General features: G+C 43.9%; 11 protein-coding genes and 2 pseudogenes. 9 read left to right on the forward strand and 4 right to left on the reverse strand.

What is annotated here, in order from left to right; translation table 11 throughout:
• Nucleotides 1-131: 131 nt before the first annotated feature.
• Nucleotides 132-1,499 (reverse strand): phospholipase D-like domain-containing protein, encoded by a 1,368-nt coding sequence (locus LYNGBM3L_RS01695; RefSeq protein ID WP_229414249.1) that lies wholly within the window; start codon nucleotides 1,497-1,499, stop codon nucleotides 132-134.
• Between the two features lie 300 nt (nucleotides 1,500-1,799).
• Here LYNGBM3L_RS01695 and LYNGBM3L_RS01700 point away from each other — a divergent pair, with 300 nt between their 5' ends.
• The 8 genes and pseudogenes from LYNGBM3L_RS01700 (at nucleotide 1,800) to LYNGBM3L_RS01735 (ending at nucleotide 10,753) form a co-directional block, all read left to right on the forward strand.
• Entirely contained in the window at nucleotides 1,800-2,180 is a 381-nt protein-coding gene (locus LYNGBM3L_RS01700) for a DUF7682 family zinc-binding protein (RefSeq protein ID WP_008178278.1), read from the forward strand.
• A 104-nt stretch (nucleotides 2,181-2,284) separates the two neighbouring features.
• Nucleotides 2,285-3,448: a cysteine desulfurase family protein gene (locus LYNGBM3L_RS01705; RefSeq protein ID WP_008178280.1), complete on the forward strand. Its 1,164-nt coding sequence runs from the start codon at nucleotides 2,285-2,287 to the stop codon at nucleotides 3,446-3,448.
• Between the two features lie 134 nt (nucleotides 3,449-3,582).
• Entirely contained in the window at nucleotides 3,583-4,338 is a 756-nt protein-coding gene (locus tag LYNGBM3L_RS01710; protein WP_008178282.1) for a DUF1995 family protein, read from the forward strand.
• Between the two features lie 470 nt (nucleotides 4,339-4,808).
• Nucleotides 4,809-8,087 (forward strand): hybrid sensor histidine kinase/response regulator, encoded by a 3,279-nt coding sequence (locus LYNGBM3L_RS01715; RefSeq protein ID WP_008178286.1) that lies wholly within the window; start codon nucleotides 4,809-4,811, stop codon nucleotides 8,085-8,087.
• A 155-nt stretch (nucleotides 8,088-8,242) separates the two neighbouring features.
• Nucleotides 8,243-8,674, forward strand: a pseudogene (locus LYNGBM3L_RS50090) (hypothetical protein); the annotation flags it as partial.
• Nucleotides 8,616-8,810, forward strand: coding sequence for a hypothetical protein (locus LYNGBM3L_RS39430; RefSeq protein ID WP_131826941.1), 195 nt, complete (start codon nucleotides 8,616-8,618; stop codon nucleotides 8,808-8,810). The pseudogene LYNGBM3L_RS50090 and the gene LYNGBM3L_RS39430, both read left to right, overlap by 59 nt.
• Before the next feature lie 6 nt (nucleotides 8,811-8,816).
• Nucleotides 8,817-9,927, forward strand: a pseudogene (locus LYNGBM3L_RS50095) (ISAs1 family transposase); the annotation flags it as partial.
• 184 nt (nucleotides 9,928-10,111) lie between these two features.
• Nucleotides 10,112-10,753, forward strand: coding sequence for a LysE/ArgO family amino acid transporter (locus LYNGBM3L_RS01735; RefSeq protein WP_008178299.1), 642 nt, complete (start codon nucleotides 10,112-10,114; stop codon nucleotides 10,751-10,753).
• Between the two features lie 320 nt (nucleotides 10,754-11,073).
• Here the strand turns inward: LYNGBM3L_RS01735 and LYNGBM3L_RS01740 are convergent, their stop codons facing one another.
• Nucleotides 11,074-12,168: an SIS domain-containing protein gene (locus tag LYNGBM3L_RS01740; protein ID WP_008178302.1), complete on the reverse strand. Its 1,095-nt coding sequence runs from the start codon at nucleotides 12,166-12,168 to the stop codon at nucleotides 11,074-11,076.
• Nucleotides 12,169-12,607: 439 nt separating this feature from the next.
• Here LYNGBM3L_RS01740 and LYNGBM3L_RS01745 point away from each other — a divergent pair, with 439 nt between their 5' ends.
• Nucleotides 12,608-13,333: a cyclase family protein gene (locus tag LYNGBM3L_RS01745; RefSeq protein WP_267871966.1), complete on the forward strand. Its 726-nt coding sequence runs from the start codon at nucleotides 12,608-12,610 to the stop codon at nucleotides 13,331-13,333.
• A gap of 477 nt (nucleotides 13,334-13,810) precedes the next feature.
• On the opposite strand, the gene LYNGBM3L_RS01750 is transcribed toward LYNGBM3L_RS01745, so the two are convergent.
• Nucleotides 13,811-15,115 (reverse strand): SidA/IucD/PvdA family monooxygenase, encoded by a 1,305-nt coding sequence (locus tag LYNGBM3L_RS01750; RefSeq protein ID WP_008178307.1) that lies wholly within the window; start codon nucleotides 15,113-15,115, stop codon nucleotides 13,811-13,813.
• Nucleotides 15,067-16,438, reverse strand: a 1,372-nt coding sequence (locus tag LYNGBM3L_RS01755) for a class I tRNA ligase family protein (protein WP_008178309.1), incomplete at its 5' end; no start/stop codon positions are given. The genes LYNGBM3L_RS01755 and LYNGBM3L_RS01750, both read right to left, overlap by 49 nt.

Consider the following 16,438-nt stretch of genomic DNA (forward strand, 5'->3'; position numbering starts at 1 on the left):
TACCAATTACTAATGACTAACGACAAAAAACAACAGACCATTTTAAAAGTGATTAACTGGACTTGATATAACACATCTATTTAATTGAGGGGTATAACCCGTCATGCTAACTATTCAATAGTATGCTCTACTCAAGAATGTGGATCAAGAGGCACACATTTTTGTTGCTGTGCTTTAATCTTTCGCTGAACTCTAACTGGTACTCCCTTCACTGCTTTGCCATAGAGGCGTTGAAACTCCCGTTCAAAATGGGCAGCAACCATAGGGCTATGAATAACTAACAAGGTCTCATCGTTCCTAGTATTTGCTGCTTTTGACCAGTTGTGAGAGCCTGTAATCACTGTCTTTCCATCGAGAATGGCAAATTTGTGATGTAAGACATCTCCTTCTGGCAACTGAGGCACACCGACGGTAGCAATCGGTTGACGCCAAGGACGGTTACCACTCTCATATTGACACTTGTGAGCAACAGCTACTCCCATCATGTCCAAACCCTCACTGTAATAGCGAAAGGCAAAACTTGGCTCAATTAGCGCTTTGAGCTGAACACCCTGTTGATGGGATTCCTCTAAAACATTGGTTAGCCGTTGCTCGGAAAAGACAAACAAAGCTATGTGAATGGTTTCCCTAGCCTGAGGAAGGATTTGAGCGATCAGACCATTGCTACTCTGATTCCAAGGTTTAGTAGTGGAGGTTGGGGAGAATTGTATAGCGATAGTTGTATCCCCCCCAGTTGTATCCCCCCCAGTTGTATCCCCCAGTGTGACCTGCTCTACTGGTCGCGATGGCTTCTTGAGACCAAACTTACTGTCTGGTTTACCGCCAGCACCATCTCCCCACATCAGGTTAAATTCCTGGGTGAATTGCTTAGCTAACTCTACACTGTCAATCTTGAGTAGATTGTTGGCATTGCCACGACTCTCTCGAAACTGAAAGTCACCATGTAGATCACTAAGAGTGAAGTTGGCTGAGGTAATAATAGAAACTTTGTTATCAATAACTATAAACTTATGATGCATTAAGCCACTGCCCCGAGAACCATCCGCTGTGTCATCAATCATAGGTACACCACCATTTCCTAAGATGATTAAAGCGTCTCCTTCTGAAATTTCCGTTGCACTGAGCTGACCATCTCCGTCACGGTCGATCAATATTAGGGACTCATTGTAGCGTGAGCGTTCTCTTTGGCGGAGTTTTGCCACTGACTCAGCGGTCAGTTGACTTACCGGAAGGCTGTAGTTATTGTCTAAAATGACTCTGACCTTGACACCAGCTTGCTGACGTTCTACTAAAGCTTGGGCAATTCTGGGCATACGCAACTCCTGAACCGCCACATCTACTGTGGACTTTGCTGATGCGATCGCATCCACAATCACTTGCTCCAAGTTATCTCCCTCCCGAGTTACTCCCCGGTAAGGATCTGTGTATTGGGCTGACCTACTATGATTAAAGTAAGCCTGAACCCAAGGGTCTTGGGGCAAAGGGGGTTCAAGAGACACCTGTGGCTGAGCTTGTTGACAGCCACACAAAATCAATAGTATCAGCAAAAGATAATACAAATTCCAGTAAATGCACGCTGGTTGGGAACTCAAGGCATCAAAAAACCCGATTGGATAGCTGATTTCCCCATGCTAACAGCACAATCTTCAAATAGATGCAGTTGTTGAATTAACATAAAATACCAGGGGATATCAGTTGCCATCAAGTTCAACTCCCTCCCCTAATTGCCTTTTTTTATGGAATGGTTTACACCAAAGCCTAATTAGCGGGTTAGGGACTTTAACCCGAACTAGTGTCTTATGCCAAGACGAAAGAAAACATTCCCGTGTGGCCACAAGGGGTATGGTAAAACATGCCACCGATGTGATCAAAAAAACCGAGCACGGGAAGAGAAAAAACAGCAAAAACGGCAGTGGGAGTCTAGTTTTGAAGATGATCCCATTGACTTAAAAAACCTTCCTACCCATGTGGTGGTCAAAGCCCGTGGGATAATCGCTGGTTTGGAAAATCACCAGGATTACAGAGAATTTGGTGGCAAGCGGCTGCGCCACAACCGCTGGATCATCAGTATTCCTGTAACGCGCAACTACCGAATGATTTGTCACGACCAGGGTAGCTTATTGGTTCCTCACGCGGTTTTGTCCCACGAGGACTATAATGTTGGTAAACCAGGTGGTTAGTTATTAGTCATTACTTATTAGTTTTCAGTTATTAGTCATCAGTTGGAGAGAGACCTGGAAAGGTTATATGCTTAAGATAGAGATAGCTGGTTGCCTGAAAACCCATGCAAATTTATCTGGACTATAGCGCCAACACACCACCACGCCCAGAAGTCATTAAAACTATGCAAGATGTGCTTACCCAGCAGTGGGGTAATCCTTCTAGCTTACACCAGTGGGGTCAGCGAGCGGCCATTGTACTGGAACGAGCTAGAATACAGGTAGCTAGGTTAATCAATGCACCAGCGGAATCGATTACATTTACCTCTGGCGGTACTGAAGCGGATAATTTGGCAGTGATGGGGGTTGCCCAAGGCTACAAAAAACCCCAGCATATCATTATTTCTAGTGTAGAGCATTCTGCGATCGCTCAACCAGTGGCCATGTTGGAGCAGTGGGGTTGGCAAGTGACCAGGCTACCAGTGGATTCTCTGGGACGGGTCAATCCCAGTGATTTAAAAGCTGCCCTACAGGCAAATACGGTTTTAGTCTCCGTCATCTACGGTCAAAGTGAAGTAGGTACACTCCAACCTATTGATCAACTAGGACAAATTGCTCGTGAACAGGGTGTGCTGTTTCATACCGATGCAGTTCAAGTAGCCGGACGGCTATCTATCGATGTTCAACGACTACCGGTGGATTTGCTGTCGATTTCCAGTCACAAAATTTATGGTCCGATGGGAGCAGGGGCACTGTATATCCGCCCTGGTGTAGAGTTAGTGCCCCTGATCTCCGGTGGTGGACAAGAATCCCGATTGCGGTCTGGAACCCAGGCGTTGCCAGTAATTGCTGGGTTTGGAATCGCGGCAGAACTAGCAGCAGCGCAAATGCTAACAGAGACACCTCGGTTAATTCGATTACGCGATCGCATGTTTGACCAACTCGCTGATACTCCCTATCTCATTGCCACTGGTTCTAGAGACTATCGCTTACCCCATCACGTTAGTTTCTGTTTGACTTCCCCTACTGGGGGGGTGACTGGCAAAACTATAGTGCGCCAGTTTAATCAGGCTGGTATTGGTATTAGTGCAGGTTCAGCTTGCCACAGTGGTAAACTGAGTCCAAGTCCGATATTGTTAGCAATGGGTTACAACGAGCCAGCTGCTTTGGCTGGAATTCGGTTGACCCTGGGGCGAGATACCACAGAAGCTGATGTAGATTGGACGGTGATGGTACTCAAGCAAATTTGGGAACGACTGATGCCACAACCAGAATTATCTAAGGTCTAACTTTGCTCAAAAAAGGCTCAATTGCTCCTATGGGTAGGGTGGATTGGCGCTCGATTAATGTGGCGAGACATTAGTTTTCCTTTTTCTTTTAAGCCATTAATATTAGAGTTTTTGATTAACACACAGATAGACTCATGAATGAACTTCCTTTGAGCTTAGAAGATGCGATCGCTCAAGCTAAACAAGCGACCAAAGCCGCCCTAGATGACGGTCAAACCAGGGTACAAGTGGAGTTGGTCTTTCCAGAAATTGCCCTCCAAGCCCAGTCAATTGCCCAGGAATTTATTCCTATCTTTGAGCAGTATGGCCCCGGACTGAAAATCTTCTTTCCTGATACCGGTGCTTCAGCCCTTGCCCTTCGTGACTGGGGAGAGGTACCGTTTAAAATTACTGATGTTGGTACCAGTCGCTCCCCAGCAGAAACTAGAATTGAAGATGATGACCAGGTTTTCTTGCTAGTGGGCCCGTCTGCCGTGGAAGTAGCCCAAGTGGAAAAGATTTGCAATTTGGCGGGGGATCGCCCCTGTGTGATCCTAAATCCTCAACTGGAAGATGTCTCTATTGTAGGGATTGGCTATGCCGCACGTCAGTTACGCGATCGCTTTCTGAAAACCCTAGAGTCTTGTTATTATCTGCGACCCTTTCCAGGGGGTGCTCTATGGCGTTGTTATCCTTCTATGTGGCAAGTATGGCTAGAAATAGATGATGAGTATCAGTTGGTGACTGAAGAACCTAGCAAACCGACAGCAGAGGCTCTTGATCAAATTATACTTAAGGCAAGTCTAGTTAACACGACTAGCCCAGAAGATGCTCAAAATATACCATCTGCCCAAAAAAAACAGTCGTTATTCTCAGGTATCCAGAAATTCTTAAATGCTCTGAGTCGTTGAACTCACAGTTGAGCTCAGGTCAGAAAAACGTTATCAAAAATCTACCTAGCGAGGCAAAAAAACCTCGTCTGTATAGAGCGGCGCGTGTTAAGCTACGTCTTGGCTAGTTAGTTGGATGAATGGCGGACAGGAACTTTGATACTTTGTTATCGTCTGTTGTTATCGTCTATAATGAATATAGTAGGGTAATCAAATTAAGAGCTAACCGCCACCTACTAGCTAAAATAGATAAAATTTTTTGGTATTTTTCCGGCGCGGAGGGGCATCTCGTGTCGTCAATAAAGCTTGCCGAGTATCCGTTACCGTTGGGTGGAGTTGGCAAGAAGCCTACACTGAAATCGTTCGCGGAGCGGCTGTGTAAGAGCAGAGTCAGTGTAGGATTATGTCACAACTATCATAGAGGGAAGCGGCGAACTTGCCAAGGCAAAAGGTGAAAAATGTGCGCGTAATGTGGAATTAATGCTTTCCGAATGTCTAACAACCTAGATGCTCAGCCACCAGCAGTAATCAAAGACGAATTTAACCTAGATAACTTCCTAGAAGATATACCTGAGATAGAGGAAGTGGAAAAACCAACTACTGATATCATCCCATACCAGACCGATGATGCTGGAGAACCGAAAGTTGGCATGGAAGAACTAAATAGCTTAGCTGATATATTTGAAGGTCAGACCCCTGATTTGGATCAAACCTGGCAAGAAGAAGAAATTATCGCTCCAGATAACCAGCAGTTGTCTAGCCAATCAGACAATTCTATCACTACAGACGAACCACAGGATTTATCTGACCTGATTAAAGAACTTGATGAGTTGGACATTCCGGAGGCAGCAGAATCTACCGAGGAAGATTTACTCAGTTTGTTCGATGAGGAATTTCCAGAAGAAGCAGCCTTTGAGTTACTACAGTCAAGGGAGTCAACTCGAAAGGATAGTCAACCTAACCTTACTCCAAGCCTGACAGATAAAGACCTTGAAGAATTACTTTCTTTTGGGAGTAGTGAGGGGAGCCTAACTCAAAAAACTAACCCAGCGGACGAATTAAGTAGTTTATTTGATGATACCTTTTTTGAAGAAAATAGCTCAAGCTCGGAAAGTACTCCTCCCACCAAATTAGATAGTTATGGGATGGGCAAACAGCAGCCTATCCCACCAAGCACCCCACACCCGGACCCCACCCACACCGACCTGAATGAAGATTTAAATCTGGTCAATGACTTGGAGCTGATTCCAAATCACCCCCCTGCAAACCATGAACAGCCAGCAATTAATTCCCCATCAACCACAGGGTCTCCAAAGCCCACCTCGACTTCAGCTCGACCCAGTGAGGCGTCTACACCCACTCGTAGTCCAACTGTCAAAGGAAAAAATAGAAAATCCCATCCCATAAAATCAAACAAATTACCAGATTCATCACCAAAACCATTACCAACAACCCAAGATCAATGGCAGCAATTAGAGCAGCTGTTGGCAGAAGCTACCGCACATTACCAAAACGTTGATTTTGACAGTATAAAACCTCTGGATGTGACCTTACCCACTGCTGAGGTGGTATCAGAGCAGAAAAGAATATTTGATGAACTAGAACTCCTATTAAATGAAACTAGTAGCCCTGAACCTAACCACTCCCTAGACCAAGAAACCCCGAAAACCAATCAGGCGGATTCAGTAGAGGATGACTTTAAAGACCTCGAGGACTTGCTACAGCAGGCAAATCAAAGCATCTCTGCTATTCCAGGAGGGATGAATCAGGAGCTGTCTCGCCAAACAAGGCGTCCGAGGTCTAAGCTATTTGAACAAACCATGCGGGTACCGGTTAAACAACTGGACACCCTGAGCAATTTAGTGGGAGAACTGGTGGTTGGTCGCAATACCTTAGAGCAAGATCAAGAACGGCTGCGGCAATTCTTAGATAATTTATCCCATCAGGTATCGAGCCTCAACGATGTGGGTTTGAAAATGCGGGATTTGTATGAGCGAACCCTGCTGGAAAATTCCCTATTGTCTAGTAGTAAGATTTACCGAACTACAAGCATCCAAGAACGGGAACAAGGAAACCAGAATTGCACGAGCTTAGAAGACTATCACCCCCTGGAAATGGACCGCTTTACAGGCTTCCATTTGCTATCCCAAGAGATCATTGAGCTGATTGTCCGGGTTAAGGAGTCGGCGTCTGACATTGAGTTTTTGGTGGATGAAACCGACCAAGTAACTCGTACCCTCAGACAGGTAACCAATCAACTCCAAGAAGGACTGACGCGATCGCGTATGGTGCCCTTTGCCCAAGCAGCAGACCGAATGCCCCGTGCAGTCAGGGAAATTTCCTTGCAGGAAGGCAAGGAAGCCGAGCTACACGTTGAGGGGCGGGAAACCTTGATTGATAAAATGATCTTGGAACACCTCTATGATCCTATGACCCACCTGGTCAACAATGCCATTACCCATGGAATTGAGCTACCAGAGGAACGGCTGGCTGCAGGGAAGCCTAGGGCGGGTAAAATCACCCTCGGGGCATTCTACCAGGGAAATCAGACGGTGATTTCCATCTCGGATAATGGGGGGGGCATTGATCCAGATCGAATTAGAGCTAAAGCCCTTGAAAAGAATCTCATTTCCCCAACTGAGGCAAAAACCCTGAGCGACTTGGAGTTGTTCAATTTTATCTTCCACCCTGGGTTCACCACTGCTGAGAAAGTGACTGACACCAAAGGTCGAGGGGTAGGCATGGATGTGGTGCGCACCTGCTTAAGTGAAATTCGGGGAACCATTACTATCGACTCTACTCTCGGGGAAGGAACCACCTTTACCATTCGCTTACCCCTGACCCTGAGTATTTGTAAAGCCCTCTGCTGTGTAAGCGATCGCGCCAGAATTGCTTTTCCCATGGATGGGGTCGAAGACATGCAGGATGTCTCCCCTGACTGCATTCAGACCAATTCTCAAGGTCAAGCCTTTCTTCAATGGCGGGACAGCCAGATCCCATTCAAACCCCTCTCAGAATTGCTGACCTACCATAGCCAACTCAGCCGGGCGAGCGTCTATGGCAGCCAAAGGGAAGACAACCTGATTTCTGTGGTGGTACTGCGCAGTACAGGTAACATGCTCGCCGTAGAGGTTGATCAGGTATTGGGGGAGCAAGAAATTGTTATTAAGCAAATCGAAGGCCCTGCACCCAAGCCAGTAGGCATTACCGGGGCGACCGTCTTAGGGGATGGTCGAGTAATGCCCATTGCTGACGTCCTAGAACTGATTGACCTTGCTATGGGTCGGATTCGTAAAGATGGTGGTGTTGCGATCTGGCAAAGGATGGAAACTCCGACTGCCAGCGGAGCCGAGGTCAATCTCATCAAATCTGATCCCATGGTGTTGATTGTGGATGATTCAATCACAGTCCGAGAACTGCTTTCTATGACCTTCAGTAAAGCTGGTTATCGGGTAGAACAAGCCCGTGATGGTCAAGAAGCCTGGGATAAACTCCGGTCTGGTTTGCCTTGCGAGATCGTATTCTGTGACATTGAAATGCCCAGAATGGATGGTTTAGAACTGCTATCTCGCCTTCAAAAAGACCCAGATTTGTGTGAAATACCCCTGGCCATGCTCACCTCTCGTGGTGCTGATCGACACCGGAAAGTAGCTGCTGATCTCGGTGCTAGAGGCTATTTTACCAAACCCTATCTAGAAGACGTGTTACTAGATGCTGCCCAACGAATCAGGCAAGGGGAAGTGTTGTTAGCTGGAAGTAATCAAGAATAGATAATGCCAGCTACCCGTTGGCATTAGTCATTGCTCAGCAATTCTCATTTTGGGAAATAGGTGTTCAAATTGTGGAAATGCCGATAGTGTATTAATATCATCTAGATCACTCAAGAGAGTTGAAGCGAGCCAAAGCACCAGAGTTGTTTAACACAATAGTCAGTTCTTTTCGCTCCTGTCTGAAATCTCTGCAAGACTTGCCCACGGGCAAAAACACTCGCTATGGAATGGAAGATGCCGGTTTAAGTGCCTTTGGTGTGTTCTTGACCCACACCCCATCATTTCTAGCTTACCAGCGCCAGATGGAAAAAAGCAAAGGGTGCAGCAACGCCCAAAGCCTGTTTGGAGTGCATCACATGCCTCTCGACAACCAAATTCGAAGTTTACTCCACCAAGTCTTACCTGAGTGTGTGTCACCAGTGTTTGAGTAAATTGTGCAAATGCTGGAAAACGAGGGGCATTTGAGGAAGTTTCCAGGATTTGCTGACACGCTGTTGATGCCACTTGATGGCAAGGAATATTTCAGCTGTGAGAAAATCCACTGTGCCCAATGTTCAACCGGAAAGAGCAAGTCAGGAAAAACGAACTCATAATATGCTATGGGAACCGATGTCACAATCAAGGTATCCAATGGTCATTGGCTTCAATAAACCCACTAAAACCGCCGCAACCAGTCCATTATCCTTACCACTAAAGCCCGCCGGAGATAGTCAACAGCAATAGCCGCAAATGCTCGAACATTTTGAGAAGCTGTCAGACCCAATAGGTAAACAAGGGCTGCTTCATCCATTTATCAGTATTATCACGATTTCACTATTAGCTACCATGGTCGGTGCGAGGGGATGGGAAGATATTGAAACCTATGGAATCAGCCATTACCATTGGTTGTCTACCTTTTTACCATTGCCCAATGGAATTCCCTCGGCAGATACCTACAGGCGAGTGTTTGAACAAATATCCCCCAGTGTGTTTGATGATAGCTTCCAGAGCTGGTTAACTAGTTTAGTGACAGATAATGGGGCACAGGTGATTCCGATTGATGGCAAACAAATCAAGGGTTCCTATGATCTAACCCTCGCACAATCAGCTTTGCATGTGGTTAGTGCGATCGCGAGTGAGCATCGGTTATTTCTAGGGCTTGTTAAAGTGGACGATAAAAGCAATGAGATTACAGCCATCAAGCGCCTTACTAGAATTATTGGATATCTCTGGATGCATAATTACCATTGATGCCATGGGAACTCAGTATGAAATAACCCATGATATCCGTGCTTTGGGTGGAGATTATGTTTTGGCGCTCAAAAAAAATCATCCCACTAAGTTTCACGCAGGTGAAGCAATGGGAAAGAAGCTGCTGTTGCTAATCAGGCAAGAGGATATTGAGTATAGCTATGATATTAGGGTAGAATCAGCACACAATCGTACTGAAAAGCGCGATTGTGTGGGCGGTAACTCTTGCCTCGTTAGACCAAGATTTATATAAGCAGTCCCACTGGTCTGGATTACAGACTATTGTGATGGTTATTCGCACCCGCGATCTGTGGAACAAGACTACTCGTGAGGTGATGTTTTACCTGACTTCTCTACCACCCCATGCTCAAAAGTTAGGCAAAGCTATCCGAAAACACTGGTCCATTGAAAATCAACTTCATTGGGTATTAGATGTGACTTTTGGGGAGGATGGGAGCCGAATTGGTACAGGGCATACCCCACAGAATATGGCTTTACTCAAGCGCGCAAGGGTCTCAATTTACTCAATCTTGAAACAAGCTATAAACGTAGCACTCGTCAATTAGCGTTGCGAGCCAGCATGGATACAAGGTATATGCTGAAGGTTTTGAAAGCTTCGATTCCCTTACAGTCGTGCCTTATCCGAGTCATAATTTTTCGCCGCTGTACCCTGTGTCACCCTCCCAGCAGAAAAATACTTTTGCAAGAGGTCTACTCTAAGTTAGGATGTTTTGAGAGATAAATGCTAGAGAATCTTTCTCTGATGAAAATTGTTGAAGTTTTCCTAGCATTTTATGTTTATTCCAACGGTTGTAAATATCAAAAAAATATCACAGATGCTCACCGCTTTCCTTTCTGGTACATGGCTTGGTTTTTCTTTACTAGTAGCAATTGGAGGACAAAATGCTTTCATATTAAAACAGGGCTTAAAGCAGGAGCATGTTTTTATCATTTGTTTAATTTGTGCTTTATCAGATGCTATTTTGATAGCTTTTGGTGTTTCTGAATTTCATGTAATCATAGAAGAAATACCTTGGATAGAAGAGATTGCCAGAGATTTTGGAGCCATCTTCCTTACAGGCTATGGTATACGTAGTTTCTGGTTAGCTGCTAAATCATCTGATTCTTTAATTCCATCTACTGACGATTCAACATCTCTTGCCATTGCTATTACAACTTGCCTTGCTTTCACATGGCTTAACCCTCATGTGTACTTAGATACAGTTGTGCTTGTGGGATCAATATCCACCCATTATTCTACTGCAAGAATTCAATTTGCACTGGGAGCTATATCGGCATCGTTCATATTCTTTTTCACCTTGGGTTATGGGTCAAGGATGCTGTCACCAATTTTCAGCAATCCAAGATCATGGAAAATTTTAGACATAGTAATCGGAGCTATTATGTTTATGATTGCAATAAGTTTGTTTTTGTGAGGAATAAGCTTACAGCGCTTGGCAATTCAGTTAGGTACAAAGTTCTGGATTTTTAGGGAGCAGGGAGCAGGGATTTCGGAGCATTAAAACAATTCTGTGTAGCTGATAGTTATGCAAACCGCCGTATCGATCTTCAGTTGTTTTTATCCGACTTATTCAGCAGACCTTACTCAGGTAATTAATTGGGGAGCATGTCACTTATGCAGCAACATTAGTACTAAATCTCTAGCCCCTTCATGGGTTTAAGCTTGCTCTGATGATACATAGTTTATTTCTTCTGCAACTTGGACCTGCTCCCATTAATTCTGTGTAGGTGCTTACTACAAACGTATTAATGAGCGTGCACGGGCAAAACGTGGATCTTCAAGGCGAAATCCATCAGGGTTTGTTCCACGTTCCAATGCTAAGTAGTAGGTAAATAGTTGCAATGGCACAAGGCAAGTTATAGAGCAGAAGGGTTCTGGAACTTTAGGTACAGCAACCCAACTGGTTGCGTCAGTTTGCAGTGATTCCGCCGTTCCGTCGCTGATGACCAAGGAGGCAGCACCAATTTCTTGGATGAGTCCCACTAGCTCGATAACGCGCCCCTGTGCCGCCCCTGCTGGCGCAATCAAAACGAAGAGATCTTCTGCTTCAGCGCATTGAAATGGTCCATGCAGAATTGTCTCGATTGACATACCCTCAGCTTGCAAGTAGGAAGTTTCCTTAATTTTTAGTGCGATCTCATGAGCCGTGACAGCATTCGGACCACCACCAACTAACCAAATACGCCGTCGATTAACGTATTCGTGGGCAAGTAGTGCTATCTCATTCTCTGTTTCCAGTGCTGTGAGTAGTGCCTCAGGGAGTTCATGGTGCAGGAAGTTTTTCGTTAGAAAACTTGCCCCAGTGCGATGATAGCCGATACGTTCCGCAAGAGCAGATAGGACTGAAATCGCACCAATGTAACTGACAGTATGAGCTGATGACTTATCTTGTGCAACAGTAGTAAGGGTAATGTCGGTTTGCACAGCCTCATTAGCTCCACCCTCACCTGTAATAAACACTGTGTAACAACCTGCTTCACGGGCATGTTTGAGCGACTCAACTGTATAGAGTTTATTCCCACGATGACTAATACCAATGACGCAATCCCTTGGTGTAATGCGAAGTCCATAAAGCGCAAAGTCAAATGAGTGAACTGCCTGTGTGAACAGCTCTCCTCCATACAAACGCATTAGGTGTTCACCCACCTGAGCAGCATAATGTGAAGTGCCAATCCCAACTGTAAATAGCCGCTCGCAAGAGGCTATACGGGCAGCACACTCATCAATTAATCTTTCATTGCACCTAGCAGCATGGGCAAATGCTTGAGGTTGCTCAAGAATTGCCTCATATATATGAAAGGGATGTTTCACTCTTTGTTCAGTAGACATATTAATAGTTGTCCTCTCTATCGTGCAAGTTTTGCATTAATACAACTGGGCTTCGTTGCATAAAGAGTATGAGTTGAGTGGGATAATCTGTAGATAGAAAAATAAAACTCCCCCCAGCCATGATAGAAGCAACGGCCAAGACCCAATATAAGATTAGGAATTGGAGTGAGTACAACGCAACCCTCAAAAACCGAGGAAGTCTGACAATGGGAAAAACATGGTAAAACAGAAAGGACTATTCTGTTTGATATGGTGTCCAAATTAAAGAGGTCGCTTCAACTCTCGCGACCCAATCACTGCTGTAAAAATTAATAGTGGTTGTATTCCTATATTCAAATCATACTAAGGTTGAGTTTCTATGTGTTTATGCAGAACTTTGAAAGATCTTTACCAAAGAAGCTTAGACAACAATTATACCCCGGTTGTTTCAGATAAGTATATGGCAGCGTACAATAACTATATAAAACCACCGAAACTTAGAGGGCATATTGTTGATCTAACTCATACATTAGGACCACAAACGCCCGTATTCCCAGGGGATAAACCTATGAGACTAGAGATAGCATCAACATATAGTGAGAATGGCTATCAAGATTATGAATTACATCTGAATGAGCATACTGGAACGCACTTAGACGCTCCCATTCATTTTATCAAAGATGGCATTGCTGTGCACGAGATTCCAGTTCATTGTCTGTGTGGACCCTTGGTGGTGTTAGATATTCGAGACCGTGTGCTACATAATCATGATGCTACAGTGATTCCGGACGATATCTTGCGTTGGGAAAAGAAGTATGGAAAGATCCCTAGCAATGCCATCATTATTATGAATAGTGGCTGGGGAAAGTACTTCGGAGATAATAATGCTTTTGTAAACATGGATAAACAAGGAATTCCTCATTTCCCTGGTTGGAGTAAAACGGCTGTAGAGTTTCTGTTGGAAGCAAGATCTGTGCTTGGCATCGGTGTTGATACTCTTAGCCTTGATCAAGGGGCTTCGGAGGATTTCCCAGTTCATAATACTTGGTTGTCGAATGGGCTTTGGGGATTAGAAAATGTGGCTAACCTTGACAACATTCCCCCTTCAGGAGCATTCCTTTTTGTTGGGGCATCTAAAGTTTATGGTGGAACTGGAAGCCCAGTGCGCTTAATAGCAGTCATTTGACAATCTCCGTCCTAAAAGAACGGGGATTCTTGGCTCTACTACTCGTCGTGGCTCTTTCAAACCGGAGTCAGAAAAAGTAGAGGACAAATTTCCCCAAGCGTTTAGATCATAGATCTAGGTTTCGGTGTGCCGGAGACGAAACCTTAGAAGATTGGAGCCTTAATAAAAAAGTTTTAACCAAAGGTGCGCTTTCCGTCGGCGAATTTAATTCGACGACTGTAAGCGCACCTTTATACTTTTTTATCTAAGTTTTTCATAGACGTTGTAGTCGTTAGACCAAATTACGGAATACGTATCTCATACATATTTTTTACGTTGTCTATTTATGATTAGATAGTACCTATCTGACAAAAAGTTTATTGCTTATGCTTTTATTCTATCACATAATCATGAAAAGCCGTCCTAGAAGGACGGGGCTAATGACCCAAACTTTTTGGTAACAGTTCCACTTTTATGACGTGAGTGCCCCTCTCACGTTCAGACAACTACAGGACTAAGCCGCTTCAGAATACCACCCAGAATATCTTGTGCTCGCAGTGACACAAGGCTGATCGAACCGGCATCCCCCAAACCATGTGAAGACTCACATAACCCATTCAAGTATATATCTGGTAAAGAAACTCCTTCTTTCATGGCAATACGGTAGTCCCGCTCCACCTTGAGATAATCGTCTGTCCAAACAAAATTATCTGCTACATCACGGAGTAGTTTTGGCAATCCTTCCTGGCCATTACGACCGATATCTAAGAACCCAGTTGCCAATATCATTAAATCACACGGGAGTTCATCTATATTGCCCTTATAAAGCTGTCGGATAAGGATAGATTTTTTTCCATTCGGGTTGATCTCGTCAACCACACAATTGCGATAAATCTTCAAACGTTCGCGATGGTTTATTTTGTCCTCATACCGTATTAAATACAAGGCATCAAGAATATCCTTATCTACTGAGGAGTAGTTAGTACGGCGAAGCTGTTTATCCAACTCTGCTCTCATTTGAGGTGGTAGCCCATGGTAGTAATCTACAAACTCAGGAAAGTATACTTCATCACTGAAACAGCTAGTATCCTTGAGGCAATATGAAAAAGAACGATGAACCGAATAGATCTGCTGATAGCCTTTGTTAATTAGATCCAAGATAATCTCCACAGCACTCTGTGAAGCTCCAAGCACAACAATAGGTGAGTCTTTATCATATTTTTTAATATGATGGAGGTAATTAACAAAATGAATAACGTTTGGACTATTTACTCCCTTGATTTTAGGAATATTAAGATTCCTACCCGTTCCCACTACTAAACACCGAGTTAAGAAGTTAGTACCTTGGTTATTTGTAAGTCGCCATAGGTATTGACCACTTATATAAGCGAGTTCAATTTTGGTCACAGAACTTCCATACACCACGTTCTGAAATTGACTTCCTGCCCAGACAATATAATCGTAGTAATCTTGTCTAAGGGGATGCGTAACTCCAAGGTTAAGGAAATCGAACAACCGACCACTCTGATGGAGATAATTGACAAAAGTATACTTGCTTCTAGGGTTGACTGGAGTAACCAAATCCCTCAAAGGGTTGTTTTGGATATTACTACCATTTAGTAACATTCCCTCATGCCAAGATACTTGTGTATTACGCTCTATAAAGAGCACTTTGCCTGGATAATTGCCTTCCTCCATAGCAATGGCAAGAGCAATATTAGATGGCCCAAAGCCGACTCCAATAACATCGTATATTATCTCTTCACCAGCAATTTTGGAAGTTCGTGTTGTATATGACAACATGGTACCAATTCCTCCCAATTATAGTTAGATAATTCAAACTTATCACGAATAGATTGTGTATACTTAGGGCAAAAAGGGTCAAGTCCCATTACTAGTAAAACAGGTACGAAGGGAAGTAAAGAATGATTGCCATGTTGGAGGGATTCTCGTAAAAAATCAATGATATTCAGAGCGCGTTGGGCTAAAATACTTGACGAATAATCCTTGAGATCTAGAGGCTTCGACAAGATAGAGATTATTTTCTCTATAGTCTTATTATTCTTGTAGTCATCTCCATTTTCCATACTAGTTAATTTAGCATTGAAAACTTCTACAATATCATTAATTTTTCGGGCAATTTCAGATACTGTCTTTTCAAAGGCTATAAGGGAAAAGTTTGCTTCTTGAAATTCAGGGCCATGCAACGCAAGGAACAAGCGAATAATATCTGCCTCGTAATCCTTCACCAAATCTCGTGCCCAAATGAGATTACCTTTACTGGTTGAGAATTTAGAAGAGCCAAGATAATAAAATTGGTTAGTGATAAATCCACGTGGCAAAGGCCAATCGAACCCACATTTTTGTGCGGCTATCCCTAAGGCGAAATGGACGAAAACATAAAAATAAGAATTATCGAAACCAAGAAACTGGACATATTCATCTTTGTTACTTAGTTGACCTGCTGATTTTTTGAGAAAGTAAATGTGACCAGGATACATCTCTGCCCAAACATTTAGTTTCTGATCAGAAAGAGCAAAATCTATACTAATCCCCCGATTCATTTTATAGGATAGTGGAAAAGGGGTCATAGGTTGATCTAGAAGAGAAGAAATGAGGTGCTTTAGCGCGGGGCGGTGTGTTTCCATCCCAAGCAAATATTGTTCTAGCTCAGAACGGAATTCCTCAAGTTTGAGGACAAGCCTTGGTTCCTTCAAAATCTCTAAGCCAGGATATTGCACTTCAAGAAGATCAATTGCAGAGTTAGGATGTCCACAGGATTCACAAATACCACTACATGTATAACTCAAGCAATTGGGACAGAAACCAGAGATAAATGATTCGATCGGGTAAGTATCCGTCTTCTTATCATAGAAGACCTGCATTTCAGCTACTTCAACAAGGCCAGATGAGTATAACCGTTCAAAGAAAGCCTGAACAAATTCGCGATAGCTCGCATCCTGATTCCCAAAGTGATCGATAGCAATATCATAACTTGAGAGTGAATCACGGATTTCAGTACGAGACTGGTTGATCAAAGATGTAACCTCTATTCCCAATCGCCTAGCTGTCGTATCCACATAGGATTGGTTGTCATCAGTGCTGACAACATAGTGCGCTTGCTGT

Origin of the sequence: Moorena producens 3L (assembly GCF_000211815.1) — a bacterium.
Lineage (GTDB): Bacteria > Cyanobacteriota > Cyanobacteriia > Cyanobacteriales > Coleofasciculaceae > Moorena > Moorena producens.